Origin of the sequence: Pseudoxanthomonas putridarboris, assembly GCF_038321125.1 — a bacterium.
In the GTDB taxonomy this organism is placed as follows: domain Bacteria; phylum Pseudomonadota; class Gammaproteobacteria; order Xanthomonadales; family Xanthomonadaceae; genus Pseudoxanthomonas_A; species Pseudoxanthomonas_A putridarboris.
In genome coordinates, this window is sequence record NZ_JBBWWT010000002.1 from 358025 (window position 1) to 384986 (window position 26962).

A 26962-nucleotide genomic window follows, 5' to 3' on the forward strand; every position below is an offset into this window, starting at 1 on the left:
CCGCCCATGACGGGCTCGTCCAGACTTCCCACATGACACGATTCCGCCTGCCTGTCCTCGCCATCGCCCTGATCGTCCTGTCCGGTTGCGGCTTCCACCTGCGCAGCAAGATCGCCTTGCCCGCCGACCTGGGTCCCGTGCGGGTGACTGCGTCCGGTTCCTCCTACAGCGAGCTGGCGACCAGCGTCGCACGCGGTCTCCAGGCGGCGGGCGCCACGCTGGATACCGGCATCGGCGAAGAGCGGTCCACCAGCAAGGAGCCGATTGCGACCTTGCAGATCGTTTCCGAGCGCTGGGGCGATCTGCCGATCGCCATCGACGCCGTGGGCCGCGCACAGGAGTACAACCTGCGCTATGCGGTGGTGTTCGTGTTCAAGAAGGCCGATGGCACCGACCTGGTTCCGCGGCAGGTGGTGGAACTGTCGCGCGACTACGTGTCCCAGCCCGACAACGCCACCGGCACCACCACCGAGCGCGAAGTGCTGGCCGACGAACTGCGCCGGGAAATGGCCGCCTCCATCCTGCGCCGCGTGGACGGCGTGGTGCGTTCCGGCCAGGTCAACCCGGCACGCTGATGGAACTCAAGCCGGAACAGCTGGCCGCGCGCGGCGCGTCCGAACCGCTGCATCCGGTCTACCTGATCGCCGGGCCGGAAACCCTGCGCGTGCTGGAAGCCGCCGACGCGGTGCGCGCGCAGGCGCGGGCGCAGGGCATCGGCGAGCGTGAAGTCTTCGATGCCGACGGCCGCGATTTCGACTGGGACACGCTCGATGCCGCATTCAACGCGCCCAGCCTGTTCAGTGCGCGCCGGCTGGTGGAAGTGCGCCTGCCGGGCGGTAAGCCGGGCAAGGATGGTGCCGAGGTCATCACCGCCTTCTGTGCCAACCCGCCGCCGGACGTGGTGCTGCTGATCACCGCTGGCGAATGGGGCAAGGCCTATCAGGGCAAGTGGAGCGATGCCATCGCCCGCGTCGGCGTGGTCGCCGTGGCCTGGGCGATCAAGCCGCACGAGTTGCCCGGCTGGATCGAAAGCCGCCTGCGCAGCAAGGGCGTGCGCGCCGATCGCGACGCCGTGCAACTGCTGGCCGACCGTGTGGAAGGCAACCTGCTGGCCGCCGCGCAGGAAATCGACAAGCTGGCGCTGCTGTCCGACGGCGGCACGCTGGACCTGGAGCGCATGGAGTCGCTGGTCGCCAACGCCGCGCGCTACGACGTGTTCCGCCTGACCGACGCGGTGCTGGCCGGGCAGGGCGCGCAGGTGTCGCGCATCATCGCCGGCCTGCGCGCCGAAGGCGACGTGGTCGCCGGCCTGATGCCGATGGTGGTGAAGGAACTGCTGCGCACCGCCGCACTGGCCCGCGTGCAGGCCAACGGCGGCAACCTGGGCGCCGAGATGAAGGCGCAGGGCATCTGGGAAGCCAAGCAGGCGCCCTTCAAGCGCGCGCTGCAACGGCATGCCTCGCCCGCGCGCTGGGACCGCTTCGTCGCCGAGGCCTCGAAGATCGACCGCATCGCCAAGGGCCGCGGCGACGGCGACGCCTGGGTGGCGATGGAACGCCTGCTGCTGGCCATCGCCGACGCCAAGGCGGTGCGGTTGCTGGTGGCGTGACGGCCGGGAATCGGGAGTCGGGAATGGGGAATCGGAAAAGCGGAGTGCGGACGGTGTCCGAAGCCATGGATTCTTCCCATTCCCCACTCCCCACTCCGCATTCCCTGCTCCGCCTCTATTACGGCGGCACCTTCGACCCGGTCCACGACGGTCATCTCGCCATCGCGCGCGCCGCGCGCGACGAACTTGGCGTGCCGGTGCGGCTGATGCCCGCCGCCGATCCGCCGCACCGGGCGCCGCCGGGTGCGGATGCGCGCCAGCGGGCGCACCTGCTCGATCTGGCCGTGCAGGACGAAGCGGGACTGTCCGTGGACCGCCGCGAACTGCGCCGCGCCGAACGCGAGCCGGACAGCCGCTCCTACACCGTCGACACCCTGCGCGAACTGCGTGCCGAACTCGGCCAGGACGCCCCCATCGCCCTGCTGATCGGCGCCGACAGCCTGATCGGTCTGCCGACGTGGCGGGAGTGGCGCGCGCTGTTCGGCCTGGCCCATTTCGTCGTCGCCGAACGCACCGGCAGCCCGCTGGACGCAGACCTGCCGGACATCCTGGCGACGGAGCTGGCGGCGCGCTGGGCGCCATCGCCCATGGCCCTGTCCGATGCTCCGGCGGGCCGCGTGTTCCGCCTGCGCCAGCCGTTGCAGCCGGAATCGGCCACCGATATCCGCCTTCGCATCGCCGCCGGCCGGCCCTGGCGGCACCTGGTGCCGCCGGCGGTCGCAGCCGCCATAACCGACGAAAGGCTGTACTTGTCACGGGCCACCGATCCCGGTCCGCTATAATCTCGACCGTACTCCCGGAGCCCGCAAACCTTTGTCCAGCCAAGCCCAAGTCATCAAGACCCGCCTCCCCAGCCCCCCGCCGGCCCTGCCGGACCTGCTCGCCACGGTGCATGCCGCGGTGCAGGAACTGAAAGCCAAGGATGTCGTCGAGATCGATGTGCGCGGCAAGTCCAGCGTCTCCGACTACCTGGTGATCGCCTCGGGGACCTCCACCCGCCATGTCAAGTCGATCGCCGACGAGGTGGTCAAGTTCGCCAAGAAACTGGACGTGATGCCGCTGGGCGTGGAAGGCGAGCGCGAGGCCGAATGGGTGCTGGTGGACCTGGGCGATGTGATCGTCCACATCATGCTGCCGCGCGTGCGCGAGTTCTACGCGCTGGAGCGCCTGTGGACGGTGGGCGACCAGCCGCCGAGCGACGTCGAGACGGCGGACGAATCGCAGCTCTGAAGGCGCCGGTTCTGCCGAATCGATGCACGCGACAGCGCCCTGGGGCGAAGTCGGTTGCCGCGCGGCCTGCAAGTCAGAGCAGTAAGGGATAAGAGGCAAGTCGGCGGCTTCGCCGCCTGCAAAGGGTAAGGAGAAGCGCCGTTGCTCCTGACTTGCAGGCGGCAAAGCCGCCGACTTGCCCGTGCGCGCGGCGCACGACTTACCGGCTTTCAGCCGGGCGCGGTGCATCGGCGCACGGCGCGGCGGGCCGCTATCATCGACGCATGAAATGCCGACTCATCGCCACCGGCGAACGCGCGCCCGCCTGGGTGGCGCAGGGCTTCGCCGAATACCAGAAGCGCCTGTCGCACTGGCTGCCGCTGGAACTGGTGGAGATCGAGCCGGGTCTGCGCGGCAAGGGCCGCGATCCGCAGCGCGCCATCGAGGACGAAGGCAAGCGCGTGCTGGCGGCGTTGCCGAAGAGCGCGCACATCGTGGCGCTGGAAGTCACCGGCAAGCCGTATTCGTCCGAGCAGCTCGCGCAACGGCTGCAACACTGGCGCACGCTGGGCCGCGACATCGCGCTGCTGATCGGCGGCCCAGAGGGCCATGCCCCGGACGTCGTGGCCGCCGCGCACGAGAAATGGTCGCTCAGTCCGCTGACCCTGCCGCACATGCTGGTGCGGCTGGTGGTGGCCGAGCAGGTCTACCGCGCCGCCGCGATGCTGGCGAACCATCCCTACCATCGCGCGTGATGGTGAAGCGCCCTGTAGGAGCGACGTCAGTCGCGACCGCACGAGACAAGAAACCCGTTGCTGCGAACGAGCGCGGACGACACACCTTCGCTTCATCCGCGCATTCCGTGTCGATCCGTGGCTAACGACATGCTGGTGGTCGGTCGCGACTGACGTCGCTCCTACAGCGTGCGGCCGAACGAAGAAGCCCGCCATGGCGGCGGGCTTCGAGCTGTGCCTTTGGGCCGTTACTGCAAGCTGAAGTCGATCGGCACCAGGCCGTAGGCCTGTACCGGCACGCCGTCGCGCAGGGCGGGCTTGAAGCGCCAGGTGCGCAGCACGTGCTGGCGGGCTTCCTTGTCCAGGTTGCGGTTGCCGCTGCTCTTTTCGATCTGCACGTCGATCGGCGTGCCGTCGGTGTCCACCAGTACGCGCAGCATCACCGTGCCCTGCACGCCGTTGCGGATCTCGGCGATGGGGTAACGGGGCGCGGATGCCTTCACGTATTCCAGCGAGGCGGAAGCGATCGGGCCCGTGGTGATGGCGGGGCCTGCCACGTCGCCCGTGCTTTCCGCCGGGGTTTCGATCACCGCCTCGGTGCCGCCATCGACGATCACCTGTGTTTCCGCGACGGGCGGTGCGATGGTCGGCCGGGTCTGCACCACCTTCGGTGTTTCGCGGACCGGCGTGATCTTGCGTTCCTCGACGACAGGGACGACCTCGGGCTTGATCACTTCCTTGTCGTACCACTGGACGATGGGTTTGGGCTTGGCGACCGCGGCGATGGGCGGTGCCGCCATCGGCATCAGCAGCATCAGCAGGGCGGCGGCGTGCAGGGCGATGGCGGCGGCGATGGCCGCCACGCGGCCGAAGTCGATGCGGGAATCGGGACGGAAGGGTAGTGCGCGAACCATGATCCACCTCCTGAGGGCTGTGAACGGAACAACGCTCGGCCGCGGGGAATGGGGTTGCAAACGCCCCCGCGCCGCAAGCCCAGACTGTACTCCGGCGCACGGTGGCCGCAAGAGGGGTGGGATTCGACCATCGGCGTAGGCTGGTGTGACAGACGGCGTAACCCGACCCGTAACGAAAACGGCGTCCCGCAGGACGCCGTTCCGTGGAGCGGGAGTGATGGGTGGCTTACCTGCCCAGCTCGAACACCACGTCCAGGTTCACCGACAGCGTGGTTTCGCCCGGCGAGACCGGGGTGGATTCCATCTTGTCCATGGCCTGCGCACGCATGGCCATCATCGGCACCGGACGGAAGTTGCCGCCGCCCTCGGAGATGCTGACGATGCGGCGCACTTTCAGGCCCAGCGCCTTGGCGTAGGTCTCGGCACGGGCCTGGGCCTTCTTCAGCGCGGCCAGGCGGGCCTCGTCGTAGACCGGCTCGGGCTGGTCGATCTCGAAGCTGGGGCCGTTGATCTGGTTGGCGCCCACCGAGGCCAGCGCGTCCAGCACCTTGCCCAGCTTGGCGATGTCGCGGACCTTCAGGTTGACGTTGTTGCTGGCCTGGTAACCGGTGATCCTCGGCGCTTCGTTCTCGACGTAGCGGTACTGCGGGTTCAGGCTGATGCCGCTGGTCTGCACGTCCTTGTCGGCGATGCCGGCGGCCTTGATGGCGGCCACCACCCGGGCCATCTGCTCGGCGTTCTGGCGCATGGCGGCGTTGCCGTCGGCGGCCTGGGTGACCACGCCGGCCGAGATGGCGGCCACGTCCGGCACGCGCGAGGCCTCGGCCTGGGCCGACACGTTCAACAGGGTGCCGTCGGCGGGCACGGCGTAGGCGGGGGCGGTCTGGGCGTGTGTGGTCATGGTGGCGGTGGTTCCCAGGGACAGGGTCAGGGCGAGCAGCAGGGGGCGGATCAGGGGCAGGTGCATGGCGTCTCCTTGTGGTAGCACGGGGTCGGGGCGTGGCGCACCCGGTCATCTTGGACGGGAAGGGTGTTCACGATGACATGAACGCGCCGTGATCCCGTGCAGGGTTATGGGACACCAGCCATGATCAAGGAGCATTCAGTCAGGCGGCGCGGGTTATCCTTCGACGGATGCTCTATCTCGCCTCCCAATCCCCCCGCCGCGCCGAACTGCTGACCCGCCTGGGGCTATCGTTCGGCCGTATCGACCTGGACATCCCCGAGCACCGCCAGCCCGGCGAAGCCGCCGTGGAATACGTGCGCCGGGTGGCGCGCGAGAAGGCCGGCGCCGGCCTGCTGAAGGTCGTGGCCAGCCCCGGCGCGGTGGTGCTGGGCGCCGACACCGAGGTGGTGCTGGACGACGAAGTGTTCGGCAAGCCACGGGACGAAACCGATGCCGCCGCCATGCTGCGCCGGCTGTCCGGCCGCACCCACCTGGCCGTCTCGGCGGTGTCGGTGGTCAACGCCGAACGCGAAGCGCAGGCGCTGGTGGCCACCGAGGTGAGTTTCGCCGAACTGGGCGACGACGACATCGCAGCCTACGTCGCCAGCGGCGAAGCCATGGGCAAGGCCGGCGCGTACGGCATCCAGGGCCGCGCCGAACAGTTCGTGACCCGCCTGGCCGGCAGTTATTCGGCCGTGATGGGGTTGCCGCTGTACGAGACGGCGAAGTTGCTGCGCGAGTTCGGCATCCACGCACCTGCACCCGCCGCGATCGCGGCCGCCTGAGGGACGGAACCCCGATGTCCGAAGAGATCCTGGTGAATGTCACCCCGCGCGAAACCCGCGTGGCTGTGGTCGAGAACGGCATGCTGCAGGAACTGCACATCGAGCGCGGCTGGCGCCGTGGCGTGGTGGGCAACATCTACAAGGGCAAGGTGCAGCGGGTGATGCCCGGCATGCAGGCGGCTTTCGTCGAGGTGGGGCTGGACCGCGCGGCGTTCCTGCACGCCAACGACATCGTGCGCGCCGCGCCCGCCGCCATCACCGAGGGCGAAGACGCACCCCTGCCGACCCCGCCGGCCATGCCGATCATGGACCTGCTGCGCGACGGGCAGGACATCGTGGTGCAGGTGGTCAAGGACCCCATCGGCAGCAAGGGCGCCCGCCTGACCACGCAGATCAGCATTCCCTCGCGCTACCTGGTGCTGCTGCCGCAATCCAGGGTCGTCGGCGTGTCCGCGCGCATCGAGGACGAAGCCGAACGCCAGCGCCTGAAGTCCGTGGTCACCGAGCTGTCCGCGCAGCATGGCGGGCATGGCTACATCATCCGCACCAATGCCGAGGGCCAGCCGGCCGAGGCGCTGGCCGAGGACCTGGCCTACCTGTCGCGGGTCTGGAACATCGTCGAGAGGCGCAGCCGCGAGCTGCCCACCTGCAGCATCCTGTACGAAGACCTCAGCCTGCCGCTGCGCGCCGTGCGCGACCTGATCCGCAAGGACGTGGAGAAGGTGAAGGTGGATTCGCGCGAAACCTACGAGCGCCTGCAGGCGTTCGTGGCGCGCTACATGCCGGTGCTGGCCGAGCGCATCGAGCTGTACACCGGCGACCGCCCCATCTTCGACCTCTACGGCGTGGAGGACGAGATCGGCCGCGCGCTGGACAAGCAGGTGCCGCTGAAATCCGGCGGCTACCTGGTCATCGACCAGACCGAGGCGATGACCACCATCGACGTCAACACCGGTTCCTTCCTGGGCCAGCGCAACCTGGAGGAAACCGTCTACCGCACCAACCTGGAAGCGGCGCAGGCGGTGGCGCGCCAGCTGCGGCTGCGCAACCTGGGCGGCATCATCATCATCGACTTCATCGACATGGACGATCCCGAGCATCGCCGCCAGGTGCTGCGCACGCTGGAAAAGGCGCTCGCCCGCGACCACGCCAAGACCACGGTGTACGAGTTCTCGCCGCTGGGGCTGGTGGAGATGACCCGCAAGCGCACGGTGGAAAGCCTGGAGCGCCAGCTGTCCGAGCCGTGCCCGGAATGCGGCGGGCGCGGCAGCATCAAGACCGCCGAGACGGTGACCTACGAGATCTTCCGCGAGATCACCCGCGCGGTGCGCCAGTTCGACGCGGCGCGGCTGCTGGTGATCGCGTCGGCGAAGGTGGTGGCGCGCATCACCGACGAGGAATCGTCGGCGGTGGCGGAACTGGAGGAATTCCTGGGCAAGTCGATCCGCTTCCAGGCGGACGACCAGTACCTGCAGGAGCAGTTCGATGTGGTACTGCTCTGAAACGGGAATTCGGGAGACGGGATTCGGGATTCGTGGAAGCGATGCCCGGACCTTGATTTTCCGAATCCCCAATCCCGAATCCCCAATCCCGGCATTCCGCTGATGCCCACCCCCCTGCGCCGCCGTCTGCGTCTGGCCCGCCGTGGTGCCGGTTATGGCATCGCGCTGGTGCTGGTGTGCCTGGCGGTGGTGCTGGGCGTCGCCAGCCAGGTGTTGCCGCTGGTGGAGCGCAATCCCGATCGTATCGCGGCGTGGTTGAGCGAACGGGCGGGGCGGCCGGTGGCGTTCGATGCGGTGAAGACGCAATGGACGCGGCGCGGTCCGCTGCTGCAACTGGACGGGTTGCGCGTGGGCGACGAGGGAGGGGCCGGCGTGCGGATCGGCCAGGCCGAGGTGCTGGTGGCGATATATGGCGGCTTGCTGCCGGGGCGCTCCTTCACCGAACTGCGCTTGCGCGGATTGTCGCTGACCCTGCAGCGCGACGACGACGGTGCGTGGTCGGTGCGCGGCTTGCCGGGGCAGCAGACGAGCGGGGACCCGTTGAAAAGCCTGGAAGGCCTGGGCGAACTGCAGGTGATCGACGGCCGGCTGTCCATCCAGGCGCCATCGCTGGGCTGGGATATCCAGTTGCCGGAGATCGACCTGCGCCTGCGCGTGGACGGCGACCGCGTGCGCGCGGGTACGCGCGCGTGGATCCGCAAGGACGCCGCACCGTTGCATGTGGCGGTGGACTTCGACCGCAGGGCCGGCGACGGCCGCGCCTACCTGGATGTCGCCGCGCAGGACATCGGCGCGTGGTCGCCGTTGTTGCGCTACGCCGGCATCGTGGCCGAACGCGGCAACGGCCGTGTGCGCGGCTGGACCGAGTTGCGCAAGCACCGCGTGGTGATGGTGACCGCGGACGCCAACGTGCAGCAGTTGGGCCTGCGCGGCGCGCCGCTGCCCGATCAGGCCGACGCGCCGCGCGTGCGCTTCGACCGGATCGAGGGCCGCATGCGCTGGCGGCTGGTGTCCGGCGGCTGGCGTTTCGACGCACCTTACCTGCGCGTGGGCAGCGGGCCCGCGGCGCAGACGCTGGACGGGTTGATACTGGCCGGCGGCGAGCGTTACGCGCTGCTGGCCGACAATGTGGATGCCGAGCCGCTGTTCGCGGTGCTGGGCCTGTCGGACCGCATCGAGCCCGGCCTGCGCGACTGGCTGGCGCAGGCGCGCCCCGGTGCCAAGCTGGCGCATGTGTCGTTGGCGGGACAGCGGGGTGGTGCGATGCAGGGCCAGGGCCAGTTGCGCGATGTGCGCTTCGCCGCCGTGGGCGACGCGCCCGGCCTGAGTGGGCTGGCCGGCGGGTTCACCGGCGATGCGCAGGGCTTCGCGCTGACGCTGGATCAGGCGGCGCCGGTGCGCTTCGACTGGCCGCGCGGTTTCGGCGTGGCGCACGACGTGCGCCTGCAGGGAGCGCTGCTGGGTTGGCGCGAGGGCGCGGGCTGGCGTATGGGGACCTCTTCGCTGGACGTGCGTGGCGCCGATTACGGTGCGCACGTGCGTGGCAGCCTGTGGTTCCAGGGCGACGGCACGCGGCCGTGGATCGAACTGGCCGCGGAGCTGGACGACGCGCCGGTGTCGGCGGCCAAGGGTTTCTGGATCCACCACAAGATGCCGGAAGCGGCGGTGGAATGGCTGAATGCGGCGCTGGTGGACGGCCGCGTGCGGGGCGGCCGCGCCATCGTCAGCGGCGACCTGGACGACTGGCCCTTCGTGGAGCGGAACGGCCGCTTCGAGGCGACCGCGCGGATCGAGGGCGGACGGTTCAAGTTCCAGCCCGACTGGCCCGTGCTGGAGCAGGTCGATGCCGACATCGCCTTCATCGGCGACGGCTTCCAGTTGCAGGGGCGCGGTGCGTTGGCGGGCGTGGCGATCCCGGCCTACGACGCCGGCATCGCCGATTTCGGCGACGCCGAGCTGAAGATCGATGCGCGCGTGGACACCGACGCCGGCAAGCTGCTGGCCCTGCTGCGGCAGAGTCCGTTGCAGGAGACCTATGGCGAGACGATGGACCACCTGCAGGCCAAGGGTCCGGTATCCGCCACGTTCGCGTTGCTGCAACCGCTGCATGCGCAGAAGCCGACGCGAAGGAAACTGGCCGGCACGGTGGAGCTGAAAGGCGCCCAGTTGTCGGAAAAGCGCTGGAACCTGCTGTTCGACCAGGTGCGCGGCAAGGCGCGCTACGACGACGGCGGCTTCGCGTCCGACGCCTTGCAGGTGGTGCATGAGGGGCAGCCGGGCGTATTGGCCCTGCGCGCCGGCAGCGGCGCGCACGATCGCACCCAGGCGTTCGAGGCGGATCTCACGGCGCGCATCGGCGCCGGCGAACTGCTCGACCGCGCACCCGAACTGGCCTGGCTGAAGCCGTACATGCAAGGGGCGTCGCAATGGACGGTCGGGGTGACGATACCGCGCACGGCCGCCGGCAAGCCCGATGCGCCGACCCAGTTGAACCTGACGTCGGACCTGGTGGGCACGGCCATGGAACTGCCCGCGCCGCTGCGCAAGCCGGCCGCAACGCCACTGAGCACCACCGTGCGAGCACCGTTGCCGATGGGCAGCGGCCAGATCGACGTGGCCTTCGGCGAGCGGCTGGCGTTGCGCGCACGCGAGACCAACGGCCAGACCGGCGTGCGGGTGGTGCTGGGCAGCAGTCAGGTCGGCGAGCCGGCACCGGCCTCGGGCCTGGTGGCGACCGGCCGCACCGGCACGCTGGACGCGCTGGAATGGGTGGCCCTGGCCAAGGGCGGCGGCGAAGGCGGCAAGCTGGCGTTGCGCCGCGTGGACGTCACCGCCGAGCGCCTGCTGATGATCGGTTCCGTCTTCCCGGATACGCGGCTGCAACTGGCGCCCGCGCAACAGGCGCTGGCCGTCTCGCTGGACGGCGATGCGTTGTCCGGTGCGCTGCTGGTGCCGGATGCGAAGGGCGCTCCCATCGCCGGCCGGCTGGCGCGGATGCACTGGCGCAACGCGAACGCAGGCACCGCGGCCGACGGTGGAGCGTCCACGCCCAGGCCCGGCAGCATGACGGACGACATCGACCCGGCCGGGATTCCATCGCTGTCGCTGGACATCGAGGACTTGCGTTTCGACGATGCGCGCCTGGGCAACGCCAGGCTGCGCACGCACCAGCAGGCCGACGGCATGCATGTGGAACAGTTGCAGTTGCGTTCGCCGGGCCAGCAGATCGATGCCAGCGGGCAATGGACGGGACTGGGCGCGACCGCCCGCACGCGGTTGGACGTGCAGGTGAAAAGCGCGGACTTCGGCGGGCTGTTCAACGACCTGGGCTACGGCCAGCGCGTGGGCGGCGGCCATGGCGACGTGCGCATCGATGCCGGCTGGGCGGGCAGCCCGGCGGCATTCCAACTGGGGAACTTGGAAGGCACCATCCGGCTGGCGGCGCGCGACGGCCATCTGCTGGAAGTGGAACCCGGCGCCGGCCGCGTGCTGGGTCTGCTCAGCGTGGCGGAAGTGCGCCGCCGCCTGATGCTGGACTTCAGCGACTTCTTCGCCAAGGGCTTCGCCTTCAACACGATGGAAGGCGACATCCGCCTGTCCGCCGGACTGGCCAGCAGCGACAATCTGGTGATCGATGGCCCGGCGGCGGAAATCCGCATCCGCGGCGATACCGACCTGCGCGCGGAGAGTTTCGACCAGACAGTCGATGTGAAACCCAAGTCGGCCAATGTGCTGACCGCGGTCGGCGCGGTGGCCGGCGGCCCGGTCGGCGCCGCCGTCGGAGCGGTTGCCAATGCCGTGCTGAAGAAGCCGTTGGGCGAGATGGGCGCCAAAACGTACCGCGTGACCGGCCCCTGGAAATCGCCCAAGGTCGAAGTGGTGGGCCGCGAACAGTCGCGGGCCCGTGCCGCCGAAAGCGCCGGCAACGCCGGCGTTCCCTGACCCCGACCCGGCGCCCGCGACCTTGCCGTCGGCGGGCGGCGCCCCCATCTAGGGCCTGTTAACGCTATTGGGACAGGCCACGCCGCGCCTGGATGCGTGCGTGGCAAGGAAGAATGAGGAAGTGTATGCCGATACAAGACCGAATGATGATGCAGTCCCGCGCCCACCCAGGCACGGCCCGAAGGGTTGCCGCTCCCAAGCCGCCAGCCGCCCGCGCGTGGCTTGGACAGGCGGCCAGCCTGCCGCTGCGCCACGCACGAACCCCTGGCGGCTTGGGAGCGGCAACGTGACCTGCCCCAATAGCGTTAACAGGCCCAGACCATGACCCAATCCCTCGCGCTCGCCGAATCCCGTCTTCTCCTGCCCGCCGGCCTGGATCCCTCCGGCCTCGATCGCGCCTTCGGCACCCTGCTGGGGCCGGGCATCGATTTCGGCGACCTGTATTTCCAGCATGCGCGGCGCGAGAGCTGGACGGTTGAGGACGGCATCGTCAAGGACGGCGCGCATTCGATCGAACAGGGCGTCGGCGTGCGCGCGATTTCCGGCGAGAAGACCGGCTTCGCCTATTCCGACGACATCAACGCGCAGGCATTGCTGGGCGCCGCCCACTCGGCGCGCGCCATCGCCCGCGACGGCGCGGCGCATGCGCCGCGCGCGCTGGTGCGCAGCGATGGCCGGGCGCTGTATTCCGGCGACGATCCCATCGACGCGATGGGCAACGACGCCAAGGTGGAAGCGCTGCGTGCGGTGGACCGCTACGTTCGCGCCGCCGACCCGCGCGTGCAACAGGTCACCGTCAGCCTGTCCGGCGGCATCGACACCGTGCTGGTCGCGCGCAGCGACGGCGTGCTGGCCGCCGACGTGCGCCCGCTGGTGCGCCTGAACGTGCAGGTGATCGTGGAGCAGAACGGCCGCCGCGAATCCGGCTATGCCGGCATGGGCGGGCGCTATTCGTACACGGAACTGTTCGCCGACGGCAAGCCGGAGGATCTCGCGCGCGAGGCCTTGCGCCAGGCACTGGTGAACCTGGACGCCATCGACGCGCCGGCCGGCGTGATGCCGGTGGTGCTGGGCGCCGGCTGGCCCGGCGTGCTGCTGCACGAGGCGGTGGGCCACGGCCTGGAAGGCGACTTCAACCGCAAGGGGACCAGCGTCTACGCCGGCCGCATGGGCCAGCGCGTGGCCTCGCCGGGCGTGACCATCGTCGACGACGGCACGCTGCCGGGCCGCCGCGGCTCGTTGAACATCGACGACGAAGGCACGCCCACGAACTGCACCACGCTGATCGAGGACGGCGTGCTGGTGGGCTACATGCAGGACTCGCTCAACGCGCGCCTGATGGGCATGGCGCCCACCGGCAACGGCCGCCGCGAATCGTTCGCGCACCTGCCGATGCCGCGCATGACCAACACCTACATGCTGGCCGGCCAGCACGACCCGGAAGACATGATCCGCTCGGTGAAGAAGGGCCTGTACGCGGTCAACTTCGGCGGCGGCCAGGTCGACATCACCAGCGGCAAGTACGTGTTCTCGGCCACCGAGGCCTACCTGATCGAGGATGGCCGGATCACCGCGCCGGTGAAGGGCGCCACGCTGATCGGCAACGGCCCGGAAACCATGCAGAAGGTGAAGATGGTCGGCCACGACCTGGCGCTGGACGCCGGCGTCGGCGTCTGCGGCAAGGACGGCCAGAGCGTGCCGGTCGGCGTGGGCCAGCCGTCGCTGCTGATCGAAGGGCTGACGGTAGGTGGTACGAAGGCGTGAAGCGTCTTTATGTTTCCCTTCTCCCTTCGGGAGAAGGCGCCCGTAGGGCGGATGAGGGTACGGCGAAGTCAATGGCGTTCAAACCAGCCGGACTTCGCCGAACCCTCACCCCAACCCCTCTCCCGGGGGGAGAGGGGCTAAAGCGTGCCGTCGCCGTCTTCTTCTTCTGTGTCGTTGCCACGGGTCGCGACCAGCAACTCCCGCAACTCCCGGAACAATTCGCGGAACGCATGCGGCGGTTTGTTCTTCGCCCGTTCCTCGCCGGCGTTGCGGATCAATTGGCGCAGGTGCTGGCGGTCGGCGGCCGGGTGTTCGGCCAGCAGGTCGCCCAGCGCGACGTCGCCGTCGGACAGCAGGCGATCGCGCCAGTGTTCGACACGGTGCAGCAGCGCGGTCTCGCGGCGCGCAGCGTCGCCGCCTTCGTCCATCGCATCGCGGATGGCTTCCAGCGTTTCATCGTCCTCGCGGCGCATCTGCTTGGCCAGGTATTGCAACTGGCGCTTGTGCGCGATGTGCGAGGTGATGCGCTGCGTTTCGACGATGTGCGGCATCAGGTCTTCCGGAATCGGCAGGCGCGCCAGTTGCGCGGCCGGCAGCGCCACCAGCTTCTCGGCCAGGCTGCGGATCTCCAGCGCGTCCTCGCGCTGCTGGGACCGGCTGGGGCTATAGAATTCGCCGGTTTCGGGGTCGCGTCCGCGCATGGGTGATGCCTCCACAACGTTCCGGCCGGGCGCTGCGCGGCGGGAATTCAAGAACAGGTGTCCGGGGCGGCATGCCGCCGGATCGACAGGACCACAAGGATAAAGCATTGAACGCCACCGCCCTGATTCCCACCGACGACAGCCTGGCCCGGCTGGAGCGCCTGGCCGCGCTGTCCCAGCGCCTGCTGGAGCGCGCCAAGGCGCGCGGCGCCACCCAGGCCGAGGTCAGCTGCAGCGAGGAAACCGGCCTGAACGTCAGCGTGCGCCTGGGTGCGGTGGAGACGGTGGAATCCACCCGCGACCGCGGCATCGGCGTCACCGTCTATTTCGGCCAGCGCAAGGGCAGCGCCAGCACCGCCGACCTGCGCGAGGAGAGCCTGGAAGCCACGGTCGAACAGGCCTGCGCGATCGCCCGCTACACCGAGGACGACGATGCCGCCGGCCTGGCCGACGCCGCGCTGATGGCGCGCGACTTCCCCGACCTGGACGTGTGGCATCCGTGGGCGCTGGACACCGACCGGGCCGTGGACCTGGCGCTGGCCTGCGAAGCCGCCGGCCGCGAGGCCGACGCGCGCATCGAGAATTCCGACGGCGCCTCGGTCGGCAGCGGCGAAAGCCTGTCGGTGTACGCCAATTCGCACGGCTTCGTCGGCCATGAGCGCGATACCCAGCACACCCTCGGCTGCGCGCTGATCGCCGGGCAGGGCGACGGCATGCAGCGCGATGGCTGGTACAGCACGGCGCTGTCGCACCTGGACCTGCAGGCGCCCGATGTCATCGGCCGGATCGCAGCCGAGCGCACGCTGGCGCGCATGCAGCCGCGCTCCGTGGCCACGGGCCAGTACCCGGTGCTGTTCGCCGCGGACGTGGCGCGTTCGCTGATCGGCCACCTGCTGGGCGCGGTGTCCGGCGGCGCGCTGTACCGCCGCGCCAGCTTCCTGCTGGACCATGCCGGCAGGCGGATCTTCCCGTCGTGGTTCGACATCGAGGAACTGCCCCACCTGCGCAAGGGGCTGCGTTCCACCGCCTTCGACGCCGAAGGCGTGGCGACGAAGCGCTCTCACCTGGTGCAGGACGGCGTGCTGCAGCGTTACGTGCTGGGCAGTTATTCGGCTCGCAAGCTCGGCCTGGCCACCACCGGCAATGCGGGCGGCGTGCACAACCTGCAGGTGAAGGCCAATGCCGGCGACTTCGACAGCCTGCTGCGCGGCATGACGCGCGGCCTGCTGGTGACCGAGCTGATGGGACAGGGCGTCAACCCGGTGACCGGCGACTATTCGCGCGGTGCGGCCGGCTTCTGGGTGGAGAACGGCGCCATCGCCCACCCGGTGGACGGCATCACCATCGCCGGCAATCTCAAGGACATCTTCGCCGGCATCGAAGCGGTGGGCAGCGACGTGGACCCGCGCTCGCACGTGGGCACCGGCTCTATCCTGATCGGGAAAATGATGGTGGCGGGCGAGCAGTAGCGATCCGTCGTCGGTCATGGCGGACCCATGGGGATCGGCGAAGCGCGGCGCGGACGAATGACCGTTGCCGGCGGGGATTGACGTTATGCTTGGAAGGGCCCGGCGTGCCGCCTGACGGCGTTCGCGGGCGGTCCGAGAGACATCTTTCTTCCGAATCGAAAGGGGATCTTCAATGAGTGAGTTCGAAAACGTAACCGCTGCACCGCCTCCGCCGCCCGGCGTGCCGACCGCCGAAGAGAAACAGTGGGCCATGTTCGCGCATCTGTCGGCGCTGACCGCGCTGTTTACCGGCGGACTGGGTGCGGTGATCGGTCCGCTGATCGTCTGGCTGGTCAAGAAGGACACCCTGCCGTTCGCCGACGACCAGGGCAAGGAAGCGCTGAACTTCAACATCACGGTGCTGATCGCCGTCGTCGCGCTGACCATCGTCGGCACCATCCTGCTGATCGTGCTGATCGGCTTCCTGTTCTATCTCGCCGCCGGCGCCATCGGCATCGCCTGGCTGGTGTTCACGATCATCGCCGCGATCAAGGCGAGCAATGGCGAAGCCTATCGTTATCCGTTGACGCTACGGCTGGTGAAATAGACAGGCGCTTTATCGAATGCGCGCACAGAAAAAGCCCGGCACGTCCGGGCTTTTTCTTTGTCCCAGCGGAATGCGGTTAATGTGATTTTACTAACAATATCAACTATTTACATGCATTCCGTGGCGCCCATCCCTAGAATTGTCGCTGCGCGTGGAGCCGATCGGCGGCGGAAACGAATCCGCCGGTGCCGGTAAAACGGTCGGTCGCTTCCGCGTTTCCCTTTCCTGTCTCGGAGTTGAGTTTCCATGTCCCCATCCACTGTGTCCCCGGAAGAGCGCACCGGCGCCTTTGCCACCTATCTGCTGACCGCTTTCCTGGGAGTGATCGGCGCACTCATCGGCTGGGCGATCTTCAAGGACAAGGGAGCGTTCGCGAAGGATCAGACCACCGAAGCCCTCAACTGGGCGATCACGGCCATGATCGCCTACATCGCGATCTGGATACTCATCACCGTGCTGGTCATGGCGGTCTCGCCGAACGCCCTGTTCTCGCTGTTGGGCCTGCTGGTTCCGCTCGCCAATTTAGTGCTGAGCATCATCGGTGCCCTCAAGGCCAACAAGGGCAGTGCCTATCGCTATCCGTTCGCCCTGCGCCTGATCAAGTAAGGGGTCACGGCGGAACACGAAAAAGCCCGGCATGTCCGGGCTTTTTCTTTGGCCGCCTGTTGTGGGAGCGACGTGAGTCGCGACCGGGAGCCGAACAGAAGCGATAGCCACGGATCACGCGGATGGACACTGATGGAGCGCTCATGGCTTTGATCCGCGTTTATCTGCGTCGATCCGTGGCCAATGGACATCCCGGTCGCGACTCACGTCGCTCCTACAGTGCGGTTTCTTCAATGCGAGCGATGGATCGCAAGCTCGCCCAGTGCACGCAGGGCATCGGCACGTTCGTCGCAGGGCGCCAGCGCATCGCGCATGATAGCCGCTAGTTCGTCCAGCTTGGCCTTCGCGCCGTCCATGCCGAGCAGCGCCGGATACGTCGACTTGGCTTGTGCGACGTCCTTGCCGGCGGTCTTGCCGAGCTGTTCGGAGCTGGCTTCGATATCGAGGATGTCGTCGCGCACCTGGAAGGCCAGGCCCAGCGCGGCGGCGAAGGTATCCAGCCGAGCGAGCGCGGCGTCGTCGGCGTCGCCGGCCAGCGCGCCCATGCGCACGGCGGCGCGGATCAGCGCGCCGGTCTTCAGCGCGTGCATGCGTTGCAAGGCGTCGAGCGATTGCCGCGTGCCGGTGGCGTCGATGTCCAGCGCCTGCCCGCCGCACATGCCGTCCGCGCCGGAGGCCCGCGCCAGCGTCGCCAGCCAGTCCACCCGCAGTTGCGCGGGCGCATCGGCGGTGGCGAGATGGTCGAACGCCAATGTCTGCAAGGCGTCGCCGGCGAGGATCGCGGTGGCTTCGTCGAAGGCGACGTGCACGGTCGGCTTGCCGCGGCGCAGGTCGTCGTCGTCCATCGCGGGCAGGTCGTCGTGCACCAGCGAATAGGCGTGGATCAGTTCGACCGCGGCGGCTGGTATGTCCAGTCGCTTCTCGTCCGCGCCCAGCAGCGCGCCGGCGGCATGCACCAGCAGCGCACGCATGCGCTTGCCGCCGCCCAGCACCGCATGGCGCATGGCCGCGTGAAGGCGCTGGGGCGCCGCGTCCGCCGGGGGCAGCAGATGGTCCAGATGATCTTCCAGTCGCGCCGCCCAGCGGGCGAACGGCGGCTCAGCGGCCATCGGGCGCGGGGGCGAAGGGTTCGCCGCTGTCGGGCTGTTCCGGATCGCTCAGCAGGCGCACGCGCAGCTCGGCCTGCTCCAGCGCGGTCTGGCACTGGCGGTACAGGCCCACGCCGCGTTCGTATGCGGCCAGCGACTCCTCCAGGCTCAGGTCGCCGTGTTCCATCTTCTCGACCAGCTTTTCCAGTTCGTCCAGCGACTGCTCGAAATGGGCGACCGGCGAGGCGTCGGGGGTGTTCTTCTTTGCCATGGGGCAAGTGTGCGGACCGCGCCCGACAAGGTCAACGCATGCGGATCAACCGCGCCGCCAGTGCAGGCGGGCACCACGCTGGCGCAGCCAGGCATCGCAGCCGTCGGACAGCACCAGGTCGCCGACGGCCCACAGTGCCCCATCGGGCGCCCACAGCAGCGGCAGTCGGCGCCGTTCCCACGGCGGGATGCCCTGCGTCTGCAACACATCCTTCAGCGCGTGCGAATGGCTGCGGCCGGGCAGGGTGATGCGCTCGCCTCCGTGGCGTGCGGTCAGGCGCAGCGGGGCATCGAAAGCATCGGCGGCGCCTTCGAGCGCCAACGCGCCGTCATCGGGCAGCGCCAGCGGACCGCGGCCGTCCCACTCGGCTTGCCAGTCCGGGGCGAGCGCGGGGCGCTGGCGTTCGGCGTGCAGCAGGCCGCGCCAACGGCGGATCACCGCGCCCTGCCAGGCGAATTCGGCCCGGGCATCGGGTCCGGCGGTCAGCAGGTCGGTTTCGATATGCGCCACGCCTTCGGCCGGCAATGGCGGCAGCGCGTTCTGTTCCACCCAAAGGCGCAGCACGCGGGCGCGGCGGGATGCGGGCCATGTGGCCAGTACGTCCACCCGCAATGCCGCCGGATCGGCCGTGCGCGCCTGCGCCAGCGCGGCGGCGTCCTCGGCGGTCAGCAGGTCGCTGGCCTCGCCGCAGAGCATGGCGCTCCGGGCGAAGGTTTCATCGGCATGCGGCCAGCGTTGGCGCAGCAGTGGCATGACCTGGTGGCGCAGGAAATTGCGGTCGAAGTCGAGTCGTTGGTTGCTGGGGTCTTCGATCCACGTCAGCGCATGCTGGCGTGCGTAGGCGAGCAGCGCGGCGCGCGGCGTATCCAGCAGCGGCCGCCACTGCCAGCCGCCGGCGAACGCGCGCCACGGGCGCATGGCGGCCAGTCCGTCCGGACCGGACGCGCGCAGCGCGCGCAGCAGGAAGGTCTCGGCCTGGTCGTCCCGGTGGTGCGCGGTGGCGAGGATGTCCCCCGGGTCGAGCGCATCGGCGAAGGCGCGATGGCGCGCCCGCCGCGCGGCGGCTTCCGGGCCGTCGCCGCTGTCGCGTTCCACATGGACGCGAACGATCAGCAGTCCGATGCCCAGCGCATCGCACATGCGCTGGCAGTGCGCGGCCCAGTCGTCCGCTTGCGCGTGCAGTCCATGGTGGACATGCACGGCACGCAACCCGTGTCGCCGCTGTTGCGCGTCGTTGGCCAGCGCGTGCAGCAATACCCATGAATCCAGCCCGCCGCTGAAACCCACGCAGACCGGCGCCTGCCGGGCGGGCGCCGGCAGGCGCAGGGGTGCGGAAGAAGGGGCTTGGCGATTCACCCCGCCATGCTAGCCGCTGCGATGCCCCGATGCAGGGGCGGCGGCGCTACTGAACGCGTTGCAGGATCAGGATGATGGCGCCCAGCCAGCAGGCGCTGACGAACAATCCCAGCACCAGATTCTGGTTGGCGCCATTTTTGTGGAAGCGCCAGTGGTTGACGGCCAGCACGACCGCCAGCGGAACGGCGAGCAGCGCCAACGGCAGCAGCCACCAGGGATAGGACAGCAGGTTCATGGCGGTTCTCCGGTCCGGGACGAGGTGCCGGGCGCGAGGCGGCCCGGCATCGCCATCTTGTGGGCGGAGTCCAGTGTGCGCCTTGATCGTGATCAACGGGAGCGCTGCCGCCCGCCGGTTCCGGCGATCAGGCGGGAAGGCTGGCCAGTTCGCGCTTGGCCACTTCGATCCAGTCGCGCTGCTCGCGCTGGTAATACTTGGGGGCCGCGTCGGAGCGGGTGACGATCTCCTGGAACACCTGCCGCGCCCGCGCGGCGTCGCCGGTGCGCCGCAGCAGCAGGCCGAAGCGGGCGCGGGCTTCCTCGCCGGGGTAGCCCTGCACGACGGCTTCGTATTCCTGGACCGCCGCCGCCGTGTCGCCGGTGTCCTCCACCGCACGCGCGTACAGCAGGTGACCCTCGCTGGAGCGGAAGTTGGGGTTGGCGGCGATCAGGGCGTCCAGGGTATCGCGGGCCTGCTGCGATTCGCCCATGCCGAACTGCGCCTTGGCCAGCCCCAGCATCAGGTCCGGGTCGGTGGCATAGAGGCCCTTGAGGGCCTGTTGGTAGAACTCCGCGGCGTGCGCGTAATCGCCGCTGCGCAGGCTTTCCTCGGCCAGCCGCCGGCGGTTCTCGGGGGTGTCGGCGGCCCTCAGCAGGCGCTCGGCATCGCGACGGTCGCGATCCGGATCGATGCGGTTGCGCACGTTGCGCACCGTGCGGCGCGCCGACGGGTTGTGGCGCAGGTCGGGCAGGATCTCGGCGATGAAATAGATCAGCACCGCGATGTAGGAAAACAGCAGCAGGATGAACACCCAGTACAGCGGCCGGCCGGTGCGCACGACGTGCACGCAACAGGCGACCTGCAAGACGATGGAGAGGATGAGGATGGGGCTCATGGCAGGCGATGATCCCTTGCGGGCGGGAGTGGACGGGACGACCGGCATGGTCGCATGAGCGGATCGATTCGGGCATCCTTGCGGCCGGCCTCGGCGTCCAAAGGAGCAAGTACGCATGACCGGAGCAAGGCGCTGGATCGTCAGGTTGCTGGTGAGCCTGATGGTGGTGATTCCCACGGCATCGGCGGTGGTCTACTTCATCAACCCGTTCGGCGTCCGCTCGCTGGATCCCAGGCAGAGGATCACCGGCCATGGTCTCTACCGCGTGCCGTCGTCCAACATGGAGCCCACCGTCATGCCGGGACAGGTACTCGTTACGCGGGCGGGTTACTACGCAAGGCAATCACCTTCGCGGGGTGATGTGGTCACTCTGTTGATCCCCGAACATCCGGGACAGGTCTGGCTTCAGAGGATCGTCGGCTTGCCCGGGGAAACCATCGCGATAGAGGCGGGCAGGGTGCACGTGGACGGGCGTCCGCTGGAGGAAAACTACGTGTCGCCGGACAACAGGCGAGCGGACTATTCGCTGACGATGCCGGCCGTGACGGTTCCTGCGGGCCACTATTTCATGATGGGCGACAATCGGGACAACAGCATGGACAGCCGATGGCAGCCGTTGACGCGGCGCGAGGACATCACCGGAAAGGTGATAGGTTCGTTCAAATGAGATGCCCGGTCCCATCGCAAGCACATCGCTGACGAGCCATCGGGGCCGATCAGCTTTCCGTCGCCCGGTTGCGGGTGGTACCGCAATCCGCTGTCTGCAGCATGCGTTCCATGGCTCGGTCCAATGCCAGGTTGGGCGCCTTCGCCTCTGTGGCTTCGGCGGCGCGCAGATACCGGGCTTCGAACCGTTCACGATGGCAGGCAGGATCGTAATAGCGCGGTCCGCGCATCAGCGTCACCAGCGCCAGCGACTCTTCCGCACGCAGTTGGTTCGCGGGCAACCCGTAGTAGGCGAGGGCGGCCTGTTCGACGCCGCGCGCGCTCCGGCCGAAATGGGATTCGGCCAGCAAGGTATTGCCGATCTGCCCGGATGACCAGTGGCGACTGATGACGATGGCGCGTGCCATGTCCGCCAGGTGGCGACGGAGGTTCCCGCGTATCGCAGGTGCGCGCAGCGATGCGACCCGGGAGGCATGGCTCAGTATCCGCAGTCCGCGCTCGCGATCCGATGATGGCTGCGTCGCCGCCATGAGGAGTGCAGGGACGGCGGTAAATGGATTCAACCGTGGAATGGATTGCGTGCCGTCGAATTCAACGGCTGTCAGCTGCGCGCGGATCGACGCCGGTGCCCGATAGGTCGTCGGCGCCAGGCCCTCGTCCGGAAGCATGGCGCGTCCGCAGGCATACAGCCCCCAGCAGACGAGGGCATAGAGCGATGCCAGGGTCAGGGAAGCGGCGAAGACCCATTTCGGCCACGCGCCCATCCGGTCGGCTTCGGTCAGGCCGCCTCGTACGCGCCGTAACCGCGCAACCGTTCATAGCGGCGCTTGAGCAGTTCGTCGGTGGGGAATCGTTCCAGCGCGTCCAGTTCGTTGAGCAGGACGGCTTTCAGGCGCGTCGCCATCTGGCGCGGGTTGCGGTGGGCGCCGCCGATGGGTTCGCGGATCACCTTGTCCACCAGGCCCAGCGATAGCAGGCGCTTGGCGGTCAGGCCCAGTTGCTCGGCCGCGTCCTTGGCCTTGTCGGCCGACTTCCACAGGATCGAGGCGCAGCCTTCCGGCGAGATCACCGAATAGGTGCCGTATTCCAGCATCAGCGTGCGGTCGCCCACGCCGATCGCCAGCGCGCCGCCGGAGCCGCCCTCGCCGATCACCGTGCAGATCACCGGGATTCTCAACTCGGCCATTTCCAGCAGGTTGCGCGCGATGGCCTCGGACTGGCCGCGCTCTTCCGCGCCCACGCCGGGGTAGGCGCCGGGGGTGTCGATGAAGGTCAGCAGCGGCAGCTTGAAGCGTTCGGCCATCTTCATCAGGCGCAGCGCCTTGCGGTAGCCCTCCGGGCGCGGCATGCCGAAGTTGCGGGCGATCTTGCTCTTGGTGTCGCGGCCCTTCTGGTGGCCGATGATCATCACGCTGCGGCCGTCGATGCGGCCCAGGCCGCCGACGATGGCGGCGTCGTCGGCGAAGGCGCGGTCGCCGGCCAGTTCCTGGAACTCGTCGCAGAACACGCGGATGTAGTCCAGCGTATAGGGCCGTGCCGGGTGGCGGGCCAACTGGGAGACCTGCCAGGGGGTCAGGTCGCGGAAGATCTGCGCGGTGCGCACCCGCAGCTTGTCCTGCAGGGCGTGTACCTCGGTATCGACATTGACCGCCGGACCCGTGCTGGCGTTGCGCAGTTCCTGGATCTTGGCTTCCAGATCGGCGATGGGCTGTTCGAAATCGAGGTAGTTCGGATTCATCTGCGGGCCATGGGCCGGAAAGGGGGAAAGTGTAGCCGAAGCGGCTTCACGGTTACGTACGGGGGGGTAGGGGTCCCTGTAGGAGGGGCTTCAGCCCCGATGCCTTTTGCGTGGAGTGCGGTCGGGGCTGAAGCCCCTCCTACAGGGTCGGCAGATCAGTTGACCCAGGGCCGGTGGAACGCCGGCTTGGCCGTGCGCACGCCGGGCAGGGCGCGCAAGGCGTCCAGCAGTTCGGTGTCCACGCGCACGGCCTTCTGGCCGTTGAGGTCCAGCATGCCGGCGATGGGCGTGTCGCCGGCGTCCATCAGCAGGTCCACGCGCAACGGCGTGCCGCCGGGGCGGTGCTTGGCCATCAGTGCGTCCACGCGCTCCCACAGGCCGGGCACGCGCAGGTCCAGCCGCAGTTGCAGGCGCTGGGCGTGGTGCTGGCAGAGCTGCGCGTAGTCCCACACCTGGCGGATGCGCAGGCTGAAGCCGCCGCTGAATTCGTCCTCGCGCAGTCCGCCCTTGATCACCAGGATGCGGTCGCGCGTGAGCAGCGGGCCGAACTCGGCCAGCGCGTCGGAGAACGCGCTGCATTCGATCCGGCCTTGGCCGTCTTCCAGTTGCACGAACACCTGGCTGTCGCCCTTGCGGCGCACGCCGATCACCTGGCCGGCGATCACCGTGGTGACTTCCGGGCGCCAGCCCTTCTTCTCGCCCGTGGGCTGCGAGGCCCAGATGCGGTCCAGGTCGCCCAGGTCGTTGCCGACCAATGAACGCAGGTCGTCGCGGTAGGGATCCATCGGGTGGCCGCTGAGGTAGTGGCCCAGCGTTTCGCGTTCGCCGTGCAGCTTCTGCGACAACGGCCATTCGTCTGTTTCCGGCAGGTCGACGTGGATGTCGTCGTGGCCGCCGCTGGAACCGAACATGTCCACGATGCCGGCGCTGCGGTTCTTGCTGAGCTGGTCGACGGCCTTCAGCACTTCCGGCAACTGCAGCGCCAGCGAGGCGCGGTTCCTGCCCAGCGCATCCAGCGCGCCGGCATTGGTCAGTGCCTCCAGCGCACGCTTGTTGAGCTTGGAGGAATCGACGCGCTTGCAGAAATCCAGCAGGTCGCGGTACGGGCCGCCGTCGCGGCGCCCCTCGACGATCGCCTCGCACACGCCCTGGCCGACGCCCTTCACCGCGCCCAGGCCGTAGCGGACGGTGCGCGCGTCGTCGGCGACGAACATGAAGTCCGAATGGTTCACGTCCGGCGGCAGGACGGTCAGGCCCAGCCCGCGCGCTTCGTCCAGGAAGCCGACCACCTTGTCGGTCTTGTCCATGTCCGACGACAGCGTGGCGGCCATGAACTCGGCCGGGTAGTGCTTCTTCAGCCAGGCGGTCTGGTAGGCGACCAGCGAGTACGCGGCGGCGTGCGACTTGTTGAAGCCGTAGCCAGCGAACTTCTCCATCAGGTCGAAGATCTCGTCGGCCTTGCGCTCGCTCACGCCTTCCTTGCCGGCGCCCTCGCGGAAGATCTCGCGGTGCTTGGCCATCTCGGCCGGCACCTTCTTGCCCATCGCGCGGCGCAGCAGGTCGGCGCCGCCCAGCGAGTAGCCGCCGACGATCTGCGCCATCTGCATGACCTGCTCCTGGTAGACCATGATGCCGTAGGTCTCCTTCAGCATGATCTCGGTGCGCGGATCGGGATACTCGAACTCCTCGCGCCCGTGCTTGCGCTCGACGAACGAGGGAATCATGTCCATGGGGCCGGGACGGTACAGCGCGTTCAGCGCGATCAGGTCCTCGAACCGGTCGGGCTTGGCTTCCTTCAGCGCGCGGCGCATGCCCGAGGATTCGAATTGGAACACCGAGCCGGTATTGCCGTTGGCGAAGACGTCGCGGTAGACGCTGGCATCGTCCAGCGGGATCGCGGAAATGTCGATCGGTTCCAGCCCGCCCTGCGCGCGGCGCGCGTTCACCGCCTTCACCGCCCAGTCGATGATGGTCAGCGTGCGCAGGCCCAGGAAGTCGAACTTCACCAGGCCCACCGCTTCCACGTCGTCCTTGTCGAACTGGGTGACCGGCGACTTGCCGCGTCCGCCTTCGTCGTGTTCGGCGTACAGCGGGCAGAAGTCCGACAGCGGCGACGGCGAGATCACCACGCCGCCGGCGTGCTTGCCGGCGTTGCGGGTCAGGTCCTCCAACTGGCGCGCCAGGTCGATCAGGTCGCGGACGTCGTCCTCGTCGCGGTAGCGCTCGATCAGTTCCTGCGAGGCCATCTCGCTGTTGCCTTCGCCCATCGCATCCTTCAGCGTCACGCCCAGGATGTTGGGGATCAGCTTGGCGACGCCATCGACCAGGCCGTACGGATAGCCCAGCACGCGGCCGGAATCGCGCACCACGGCCTTCGCGGCCATGGTGCCGTAGGTGATGATCTGGCTGACGCGGTCGCGGCCGTACTTGCCGGCGACGTATTCGATCACCTCGTCGCGGCGGTCCATGCAGAAGTCGATGTCGAAGTCGGGCATCGACACGCGTTCGGGATTCAGGAAGCGCTCGAACAGCAGGCCGTACGGCAGCGGGTCCAGGTCGGTGATCTGCAGCGCCCACGCCACCAGCGAGCCGGCGCCGGAACCGCGCCCGGGGCCGATCGGGATGCCGTGGCTTTTGCCCCACTGGATGAAGTCGGCCACGATCAGGAAGTAGCCGGGGAAACCCATCTTGCAGATGGTGTCCAGCTCGAAGTCCAGCCGCTGCTCGTAATCCTCGCGCGTGTGGCCCGGCGCCAGCGGATTCTTCTCCAGCCGCTGCGCCAGGCCGGCGTGCGACTGGCTGCGGATCCAGCTGTCCAGCGTCTCGTTGCTGGGCACGGGATAGGCGGGCAGCGCGTATTCGCCCAGCTTCAGTTCGATGTTGCAGCGTTGCGCCAGCGCCAGCGTGTTGTCGATGGCGTCGGGCACGTCGGCGAACAGTCCGGCCATCTGTTCGGCCGACTTCATGTACTGCTCGGCGCTGTAGTCGCGCGGGCGCTTGGGGTCGTCCAGCACGCGGCCGGAGGAAATGCACACCCGCGCCTCGTGCGCCTCGAAGCCGTCCGGCGACAGGAAGCGCACGTCGTTGCTGGCGATCACCGGCAAGCTGCGCGTCGAGGACGCGTGCAACGCGAAGGCGTTGAAGGCTTCCTCGCCGTCGCGCTGCGTGCGCGTCAGTTCCAGGTGCAGGTCGTCGCCGAAGCAGCGCTGCCAGTCGGCCAGGTGCTGTTCGGCCAGGTCGTGGCGGCCGCCCAGGGCCAGCCGGCCGGCCATGCTGGGGCGGCCGACGATGGCGAACAGGCCCTCATGGTCGGCGCGCAGCCATTCCGGGTCGATGGCCACGCCGTCGGTGCGATGGCCTTCCATCCACGCGCGCGTCAGCAGGCGCGATAGCGACAGATAGCCGGTGCGGTCGCGACACAGCAGGGTCATCTGCCACGGCGATTCGTTGCCTTCGGCGATGCTGATGTCGGCGCCGGCGATGGGTTTGATGCCCACGCTTTCGGCGGCTTTGTAGAACTTGACCAGCGCGAACAGGTTGTTGCGGTCGGTGACCGCCAGCGCCGGCATGCCCAGCTCCACCGCGCGGCTCAGCACATTGGGCTGCTTGGCCTTTTTCGGGTCGGCCTGATCCGGTTTCTCGGGCACGCGGATGATGGAATCCGCCAACGAGAACTCGGTGTGCAGGTGGAGATGAACGAAGCGGGGGGACATGCTGACTCGGGAATGCTGTCGGGCCAGCGTACCGGTGGGGGTAGGGTGGGGCAAGGCTTGACATCGCCGCACGCCCAACGGCGCGGGTTTGCCAGCGGAAATGAGGGCCGGCAACCATGGATCGCCTGGGTTGCTCCCCTCTCCCCGCTTGCGGGGAAAGGGTGCCGGAGGCGGGTGGGTGGGGGGCCGACGGCGCCGCTGCGATTCGGTGCCCGGCAGAGGCATCGCGTGCGGGATTCCAGCCCCTTGCG

Annotated in this window: 24 protein-coding genes; 13 read left to right on the forward strand and 11 right to left on the reverse strand. The window is 68.7% G+C overall.

The features are described from left to right. Positions 1 to 32: 32 nt before the first annotated feature. From AAD027_RS05655 to rlmH, 5 genes are all read left to right on the forward strand, one after another. Positions 33 to 575 carry an LPS-assembly lipoprotein LptE gene (locus tag AAD027_RS05655; protein WP_341725040.1) on the forward strand — a complete coding sequence of 181 codons (543 nt, stop codon included), beginning with the start codon at positions 33 to 35 and terminating at the stop codon, positions 573 to 575. Continuing rightward, on the forward strand, positions 575 to 1609 hold the full coding sequence (gene holA / locus AAD027_RS05660) for a DNA polymerase III subunit delta (protein WP_341725041.1): 1035 nt from the start codon (positions 575 to 577) through the stop codon (positions 1607 to 1609). Before AAD027_RS05655 ends, holA begins: the two co-directional genes overlap by 1 nt. 65 nt (positions 1610 to 1674) lie before the next feature. After that, a complete protein-coding gene (gene nadD, locus AAD027_RS05665; protein ID WP_341725042.1) occupies positions 1675 to 2391 on the forward strand; it encodes a nicotinate-nucleotide adenylyltransferase in 717 nt (238 codons plus the stop codon). 31 nt (positions 2392 to 2422) lie between these two features. Continuing rightward, the gene (gene rsfS, locus AAD027_RS05670; protein ID WP_341725043.1) at positions 2423 to 2839 is read left to right on the forward strand and encodes a ribosome silencing factor; all 417 of its coding nucleotides are present in this window, start codon (positions 2423 to 2425) and stop codon (positions 2837 to 2839) included. Positions 2840 to 3102: 263 nt separating this feature from the next. Further along, positions 3103 to 3573 (forward strand): 23S rRNA (pseudouridine(1915)-N(3))-methyltransferase RlmH, encoded by a 471-nt coding sequence (rlmH, locus tag AAD027_RS05675; protein ID WP_341725044.1) that lies wholly within the window; start codon positions 3103 to 3105, stop codon positions 3571 to 3573. Positions 3574 to 3800: 227 nt separating this feature from the next. On the opposite strand, the gene AAD027_RS05680 is transcribed toward rlmH, so the two are convergent. Beyond that, complete coding sequence (locus AAD027_RS05680; RefSeq protein ID WP_341725045.1) at positions 3801 to 4466, reverse strand: energy transducer TonB; 666 nt, start codon at positions 4464 to 4466, stop codon at positions 3801 to 3803. Positions 4467 to 4692: 226 nt separating this feature from the next. Then, positions 4693 to 5433: an SIMPL domain-containing protein gene (locus tag AAD027_RS05685; RefSeq protein ID WP_341725046.1), complete on the reverse strand. Its 741-nt coding sequence runs from the start codon at positions 5431 to 5433 to the stop codon at positions 4693 to 4695. A gap of 167 nt (positions 5434 to 5600) precedes the next feature. On the opposite strand from AAD027_RS05685, the gene AAD027_RS05690 reads away from it, so the two are divergent. The 4 genes from AAD027_RS05690 (at position 5601) to tldD (ending at position 13405) form a co-directional block, all read left to right on the forward strand. Next, on the forward strand, positions 5601 to 6197 hold the full coding sequence (locus AAD027_RS05690) for a Maf family protein (RefSeq protein WP_341725047.1): 597 nt from the start codon (positions 5601 to 5603) through the stop codon (positions 6195 to 6197). 14 nt (positions 6198 to 6211) lie between these two features. Then, complete coding sequence (gene rng / locus AAD027_RS05695; protein ID WP_341725048.1) at positions 6212 to 7699, forward strand: ribonuclease G; 1488 nt, start codon at positions 6212 to 6214, stop codon at positions 7697 to 7699. A gap of 102 nt (positions 7700 to 7801) precedes the next feature. Next, positions 7802 to 11641 (forward strand): YhdP family protein, encoded by a 3840-nt coding sequence (locus AAD027_RS05700; protein WP_341725049.1) that lies wholly within the window; start codon positions 7802 to 7804, stop codon positions 11639 to 11641. Positions 11642 to 11962: 321 nt separating this feature from the next. Beyond that, on the forward strand, positions 11963 to 13405 hold the full coding sequence (gene tldD, locus AAD027_RS05705) for a metalloprotease TldD (RefSeq protein WP_341725050.1): 1443 nt from the start codon (positions 11963 to 11965) through the stop codon (positions 13403 to 13405). A gap of 137 nt (positions 13406 to 13542) precedes the next feature. On the opposite strand, the gene yjgA is transcribed toward tldD, so the two are convergent. After that, entirely contained in the window at positions 13543 to 14106 is a 564-nt protein-coding gene (gene yjgA / locus AAD027_RS05710; RefSeq protein ID WP_341725051.1) for a ribosome biogenesis factor YjgA, read from the reverse strand. A 107-nt stretch (positions 14107 to 14213) separates the two neighbouring features. Between yjgA and pmbA the strand changes: the two genes are divergently transcribed. From pmbA to AAD027_RS05725, 3 genes are all read left to right on the forward strand, one after another. Then, positions 14214 to 15575 (forward strand): metalloprotease PmbA, encoded by a 1362-nt coding sequence (gene pmbA, locus AAD027_RS05715; protein ID WP_425605399.1) that lies wholly within the window; start codon positions 14214 to 14216, stop codon positions 15573 to 15575. Between the two features lie 172 nt (positions 15576 to 15747). Further along, positions 15748 to 16161, forward strand: coding sequence for a DUF4870 domain-containing protein (locus AAD027_RS05720; RefSeq protein WP_341725053.1), 414 nt, complete (start codon positions 15748 to 15750; stop codon positions 16159 to 16161). Positions 16162 to 16407: 246 nt separating this feature from the next. After that, positions 16408 to 16767 (forward strand): DUF4870 domain-containing protein, encoded by a 360-nt coding sequence (locus tag AAD027_RS05725; RefSeq protein WP_341725054.1) that lies wholly within the window; start codon positions 16408 to 16410, stop codon positions 16765 to 16767. 230 nt (positions 16768 to 16997) lie between these two features. Here AAD027_RS05725 and AAD027_RS05730 read toward each other — a convergent pair whose 3' ends face one another. From AAD027_RS05730 to AAD027_RS05750, 5 genes are all read right to left on the reverse strand, one after another. Continuing rightward, entirely contained in the window at positions 16998 to 17876 is an 879-nt protein-coding gene (locus tag AAD027_RS05730) for a polyprenyl synthetase family protein (RefSeq protein ID WP_341725055.1), read from the reverse strand. Continuing rightward, positions 17866 to 18126: an exodeoxyribonuclease VII small subunit gene (locus tag AAD027_RS05735; RefSeq protein ID WP_341725056.1), complete on the reverse strand. Its 261-nt coding sequence runs from the start codon at positions 18124 to 18126 to the stop codon at positions 17866 to 17868. The genes AAD027_RS05730 and AAD027_RS05735 overlap by 11 nt, the downstream gene beginning before the upstream one ends. A 45-nt stretch (positions 18127 to 18171) precedes the next feature. Continuing rightward, a complete protein-coding gene (gene tilS / locus AAD027_RS05740) occupies positions 18172 to 19482 on the reverse strand; it encodes a tRNA lysidine(34) synthetase TilS (RefSeq protein WP_341725057.1) in 1311 nt (436 codons plus the stop codon). A gap of 46 nt (positions 19483 to 19528) precedes the next feature. After that, positions 19529 to 19717 carry a hypothetical protein gene (locus AAD027_RS05745; RefSeq protein WP_341725058.1) on the reverse strand — a complete coding sequence of 63 codons (189 nt, stop codon included), beginning with the start codon at positions 19715 to 19717 and terminating at the stop codon, positions 19529 to 19531. A gap of 127 nt (positions 19718 to 19844) precedes the next feature. Further along, positions 19845 to 20594, reverse strand: coding sequence for a tetratricopeptide repeat protein (locus AAD027_RS05750; RefSeq protein WP_341725059.1), 750 nt, complete (start codon positions 20592 to 20594; stop codon positions 19845 to 19847). Positions 20595 to 20709: 115 nt separating this feature from the next. Here AAD027_RS05750 and lepB point away from each other — a divergent pair, with 115 nt between their 5' ends. After that, positions 20710 to 21261, forward strand: a complete 552-nt coding sequence (lepB, locus tag AAD027_RS05755; protein WP_341725060.1) for a signal peptidase I — start codon at positions 20710 to 20712, stop codon at positions 21259 to 21261. A gap of 49 nt (positions 21262 to 21310) precedes the next feature. Here the strand turns inward: lepB and AAD027_RS05760 are convergent, their stop codons facing one another. The 3 genes from AAD027_RS05760 to dnaE all read right to left on the reverse strand — a co-directional run bounded on the left by AAD027_RS05760 (position 21311) and on the right by dnaE (position 26936). Beyond that, on the reverse strand, positions 21311 to 22024 hold the full coding sequence (locus AAD027_RS05760) for a transglycosylase domain-containing protein (protein ID WP_341725061.1): 714 nt from the start codon (positions 22022 to 22024) through the stop codon (positions 21311 to 21313). 14 nt (positions 22025 to 22038) lie between these two features. After that, a complete protein-coding gene (locus AAD027_RS05765) occupies positions 22039 to 22998 on the reverse strand; it encodes an acetyl-CoA carboxylase carboxyltransferase subunit alpha (RefSeq protein ID WP_341725062.1) in 960 nt (319 codons plus the stop codon). Positions 22999 to 23153: 155 nt separating this feature from the next. Next, positions 23154 to 26936, reverse strand: coding sequence for a DNA polymerase III subunit alpha (gene dnaE / locus AAD027_RS05770; RefSeq protein ID WP_425605400.1), 3783 nt, complete (start codon positions 26934 to 26936; stop codon positions 23154 to 23156). Between the last annotated feature and the right edge of the window lie 26 nt (positions 26937 to 26962).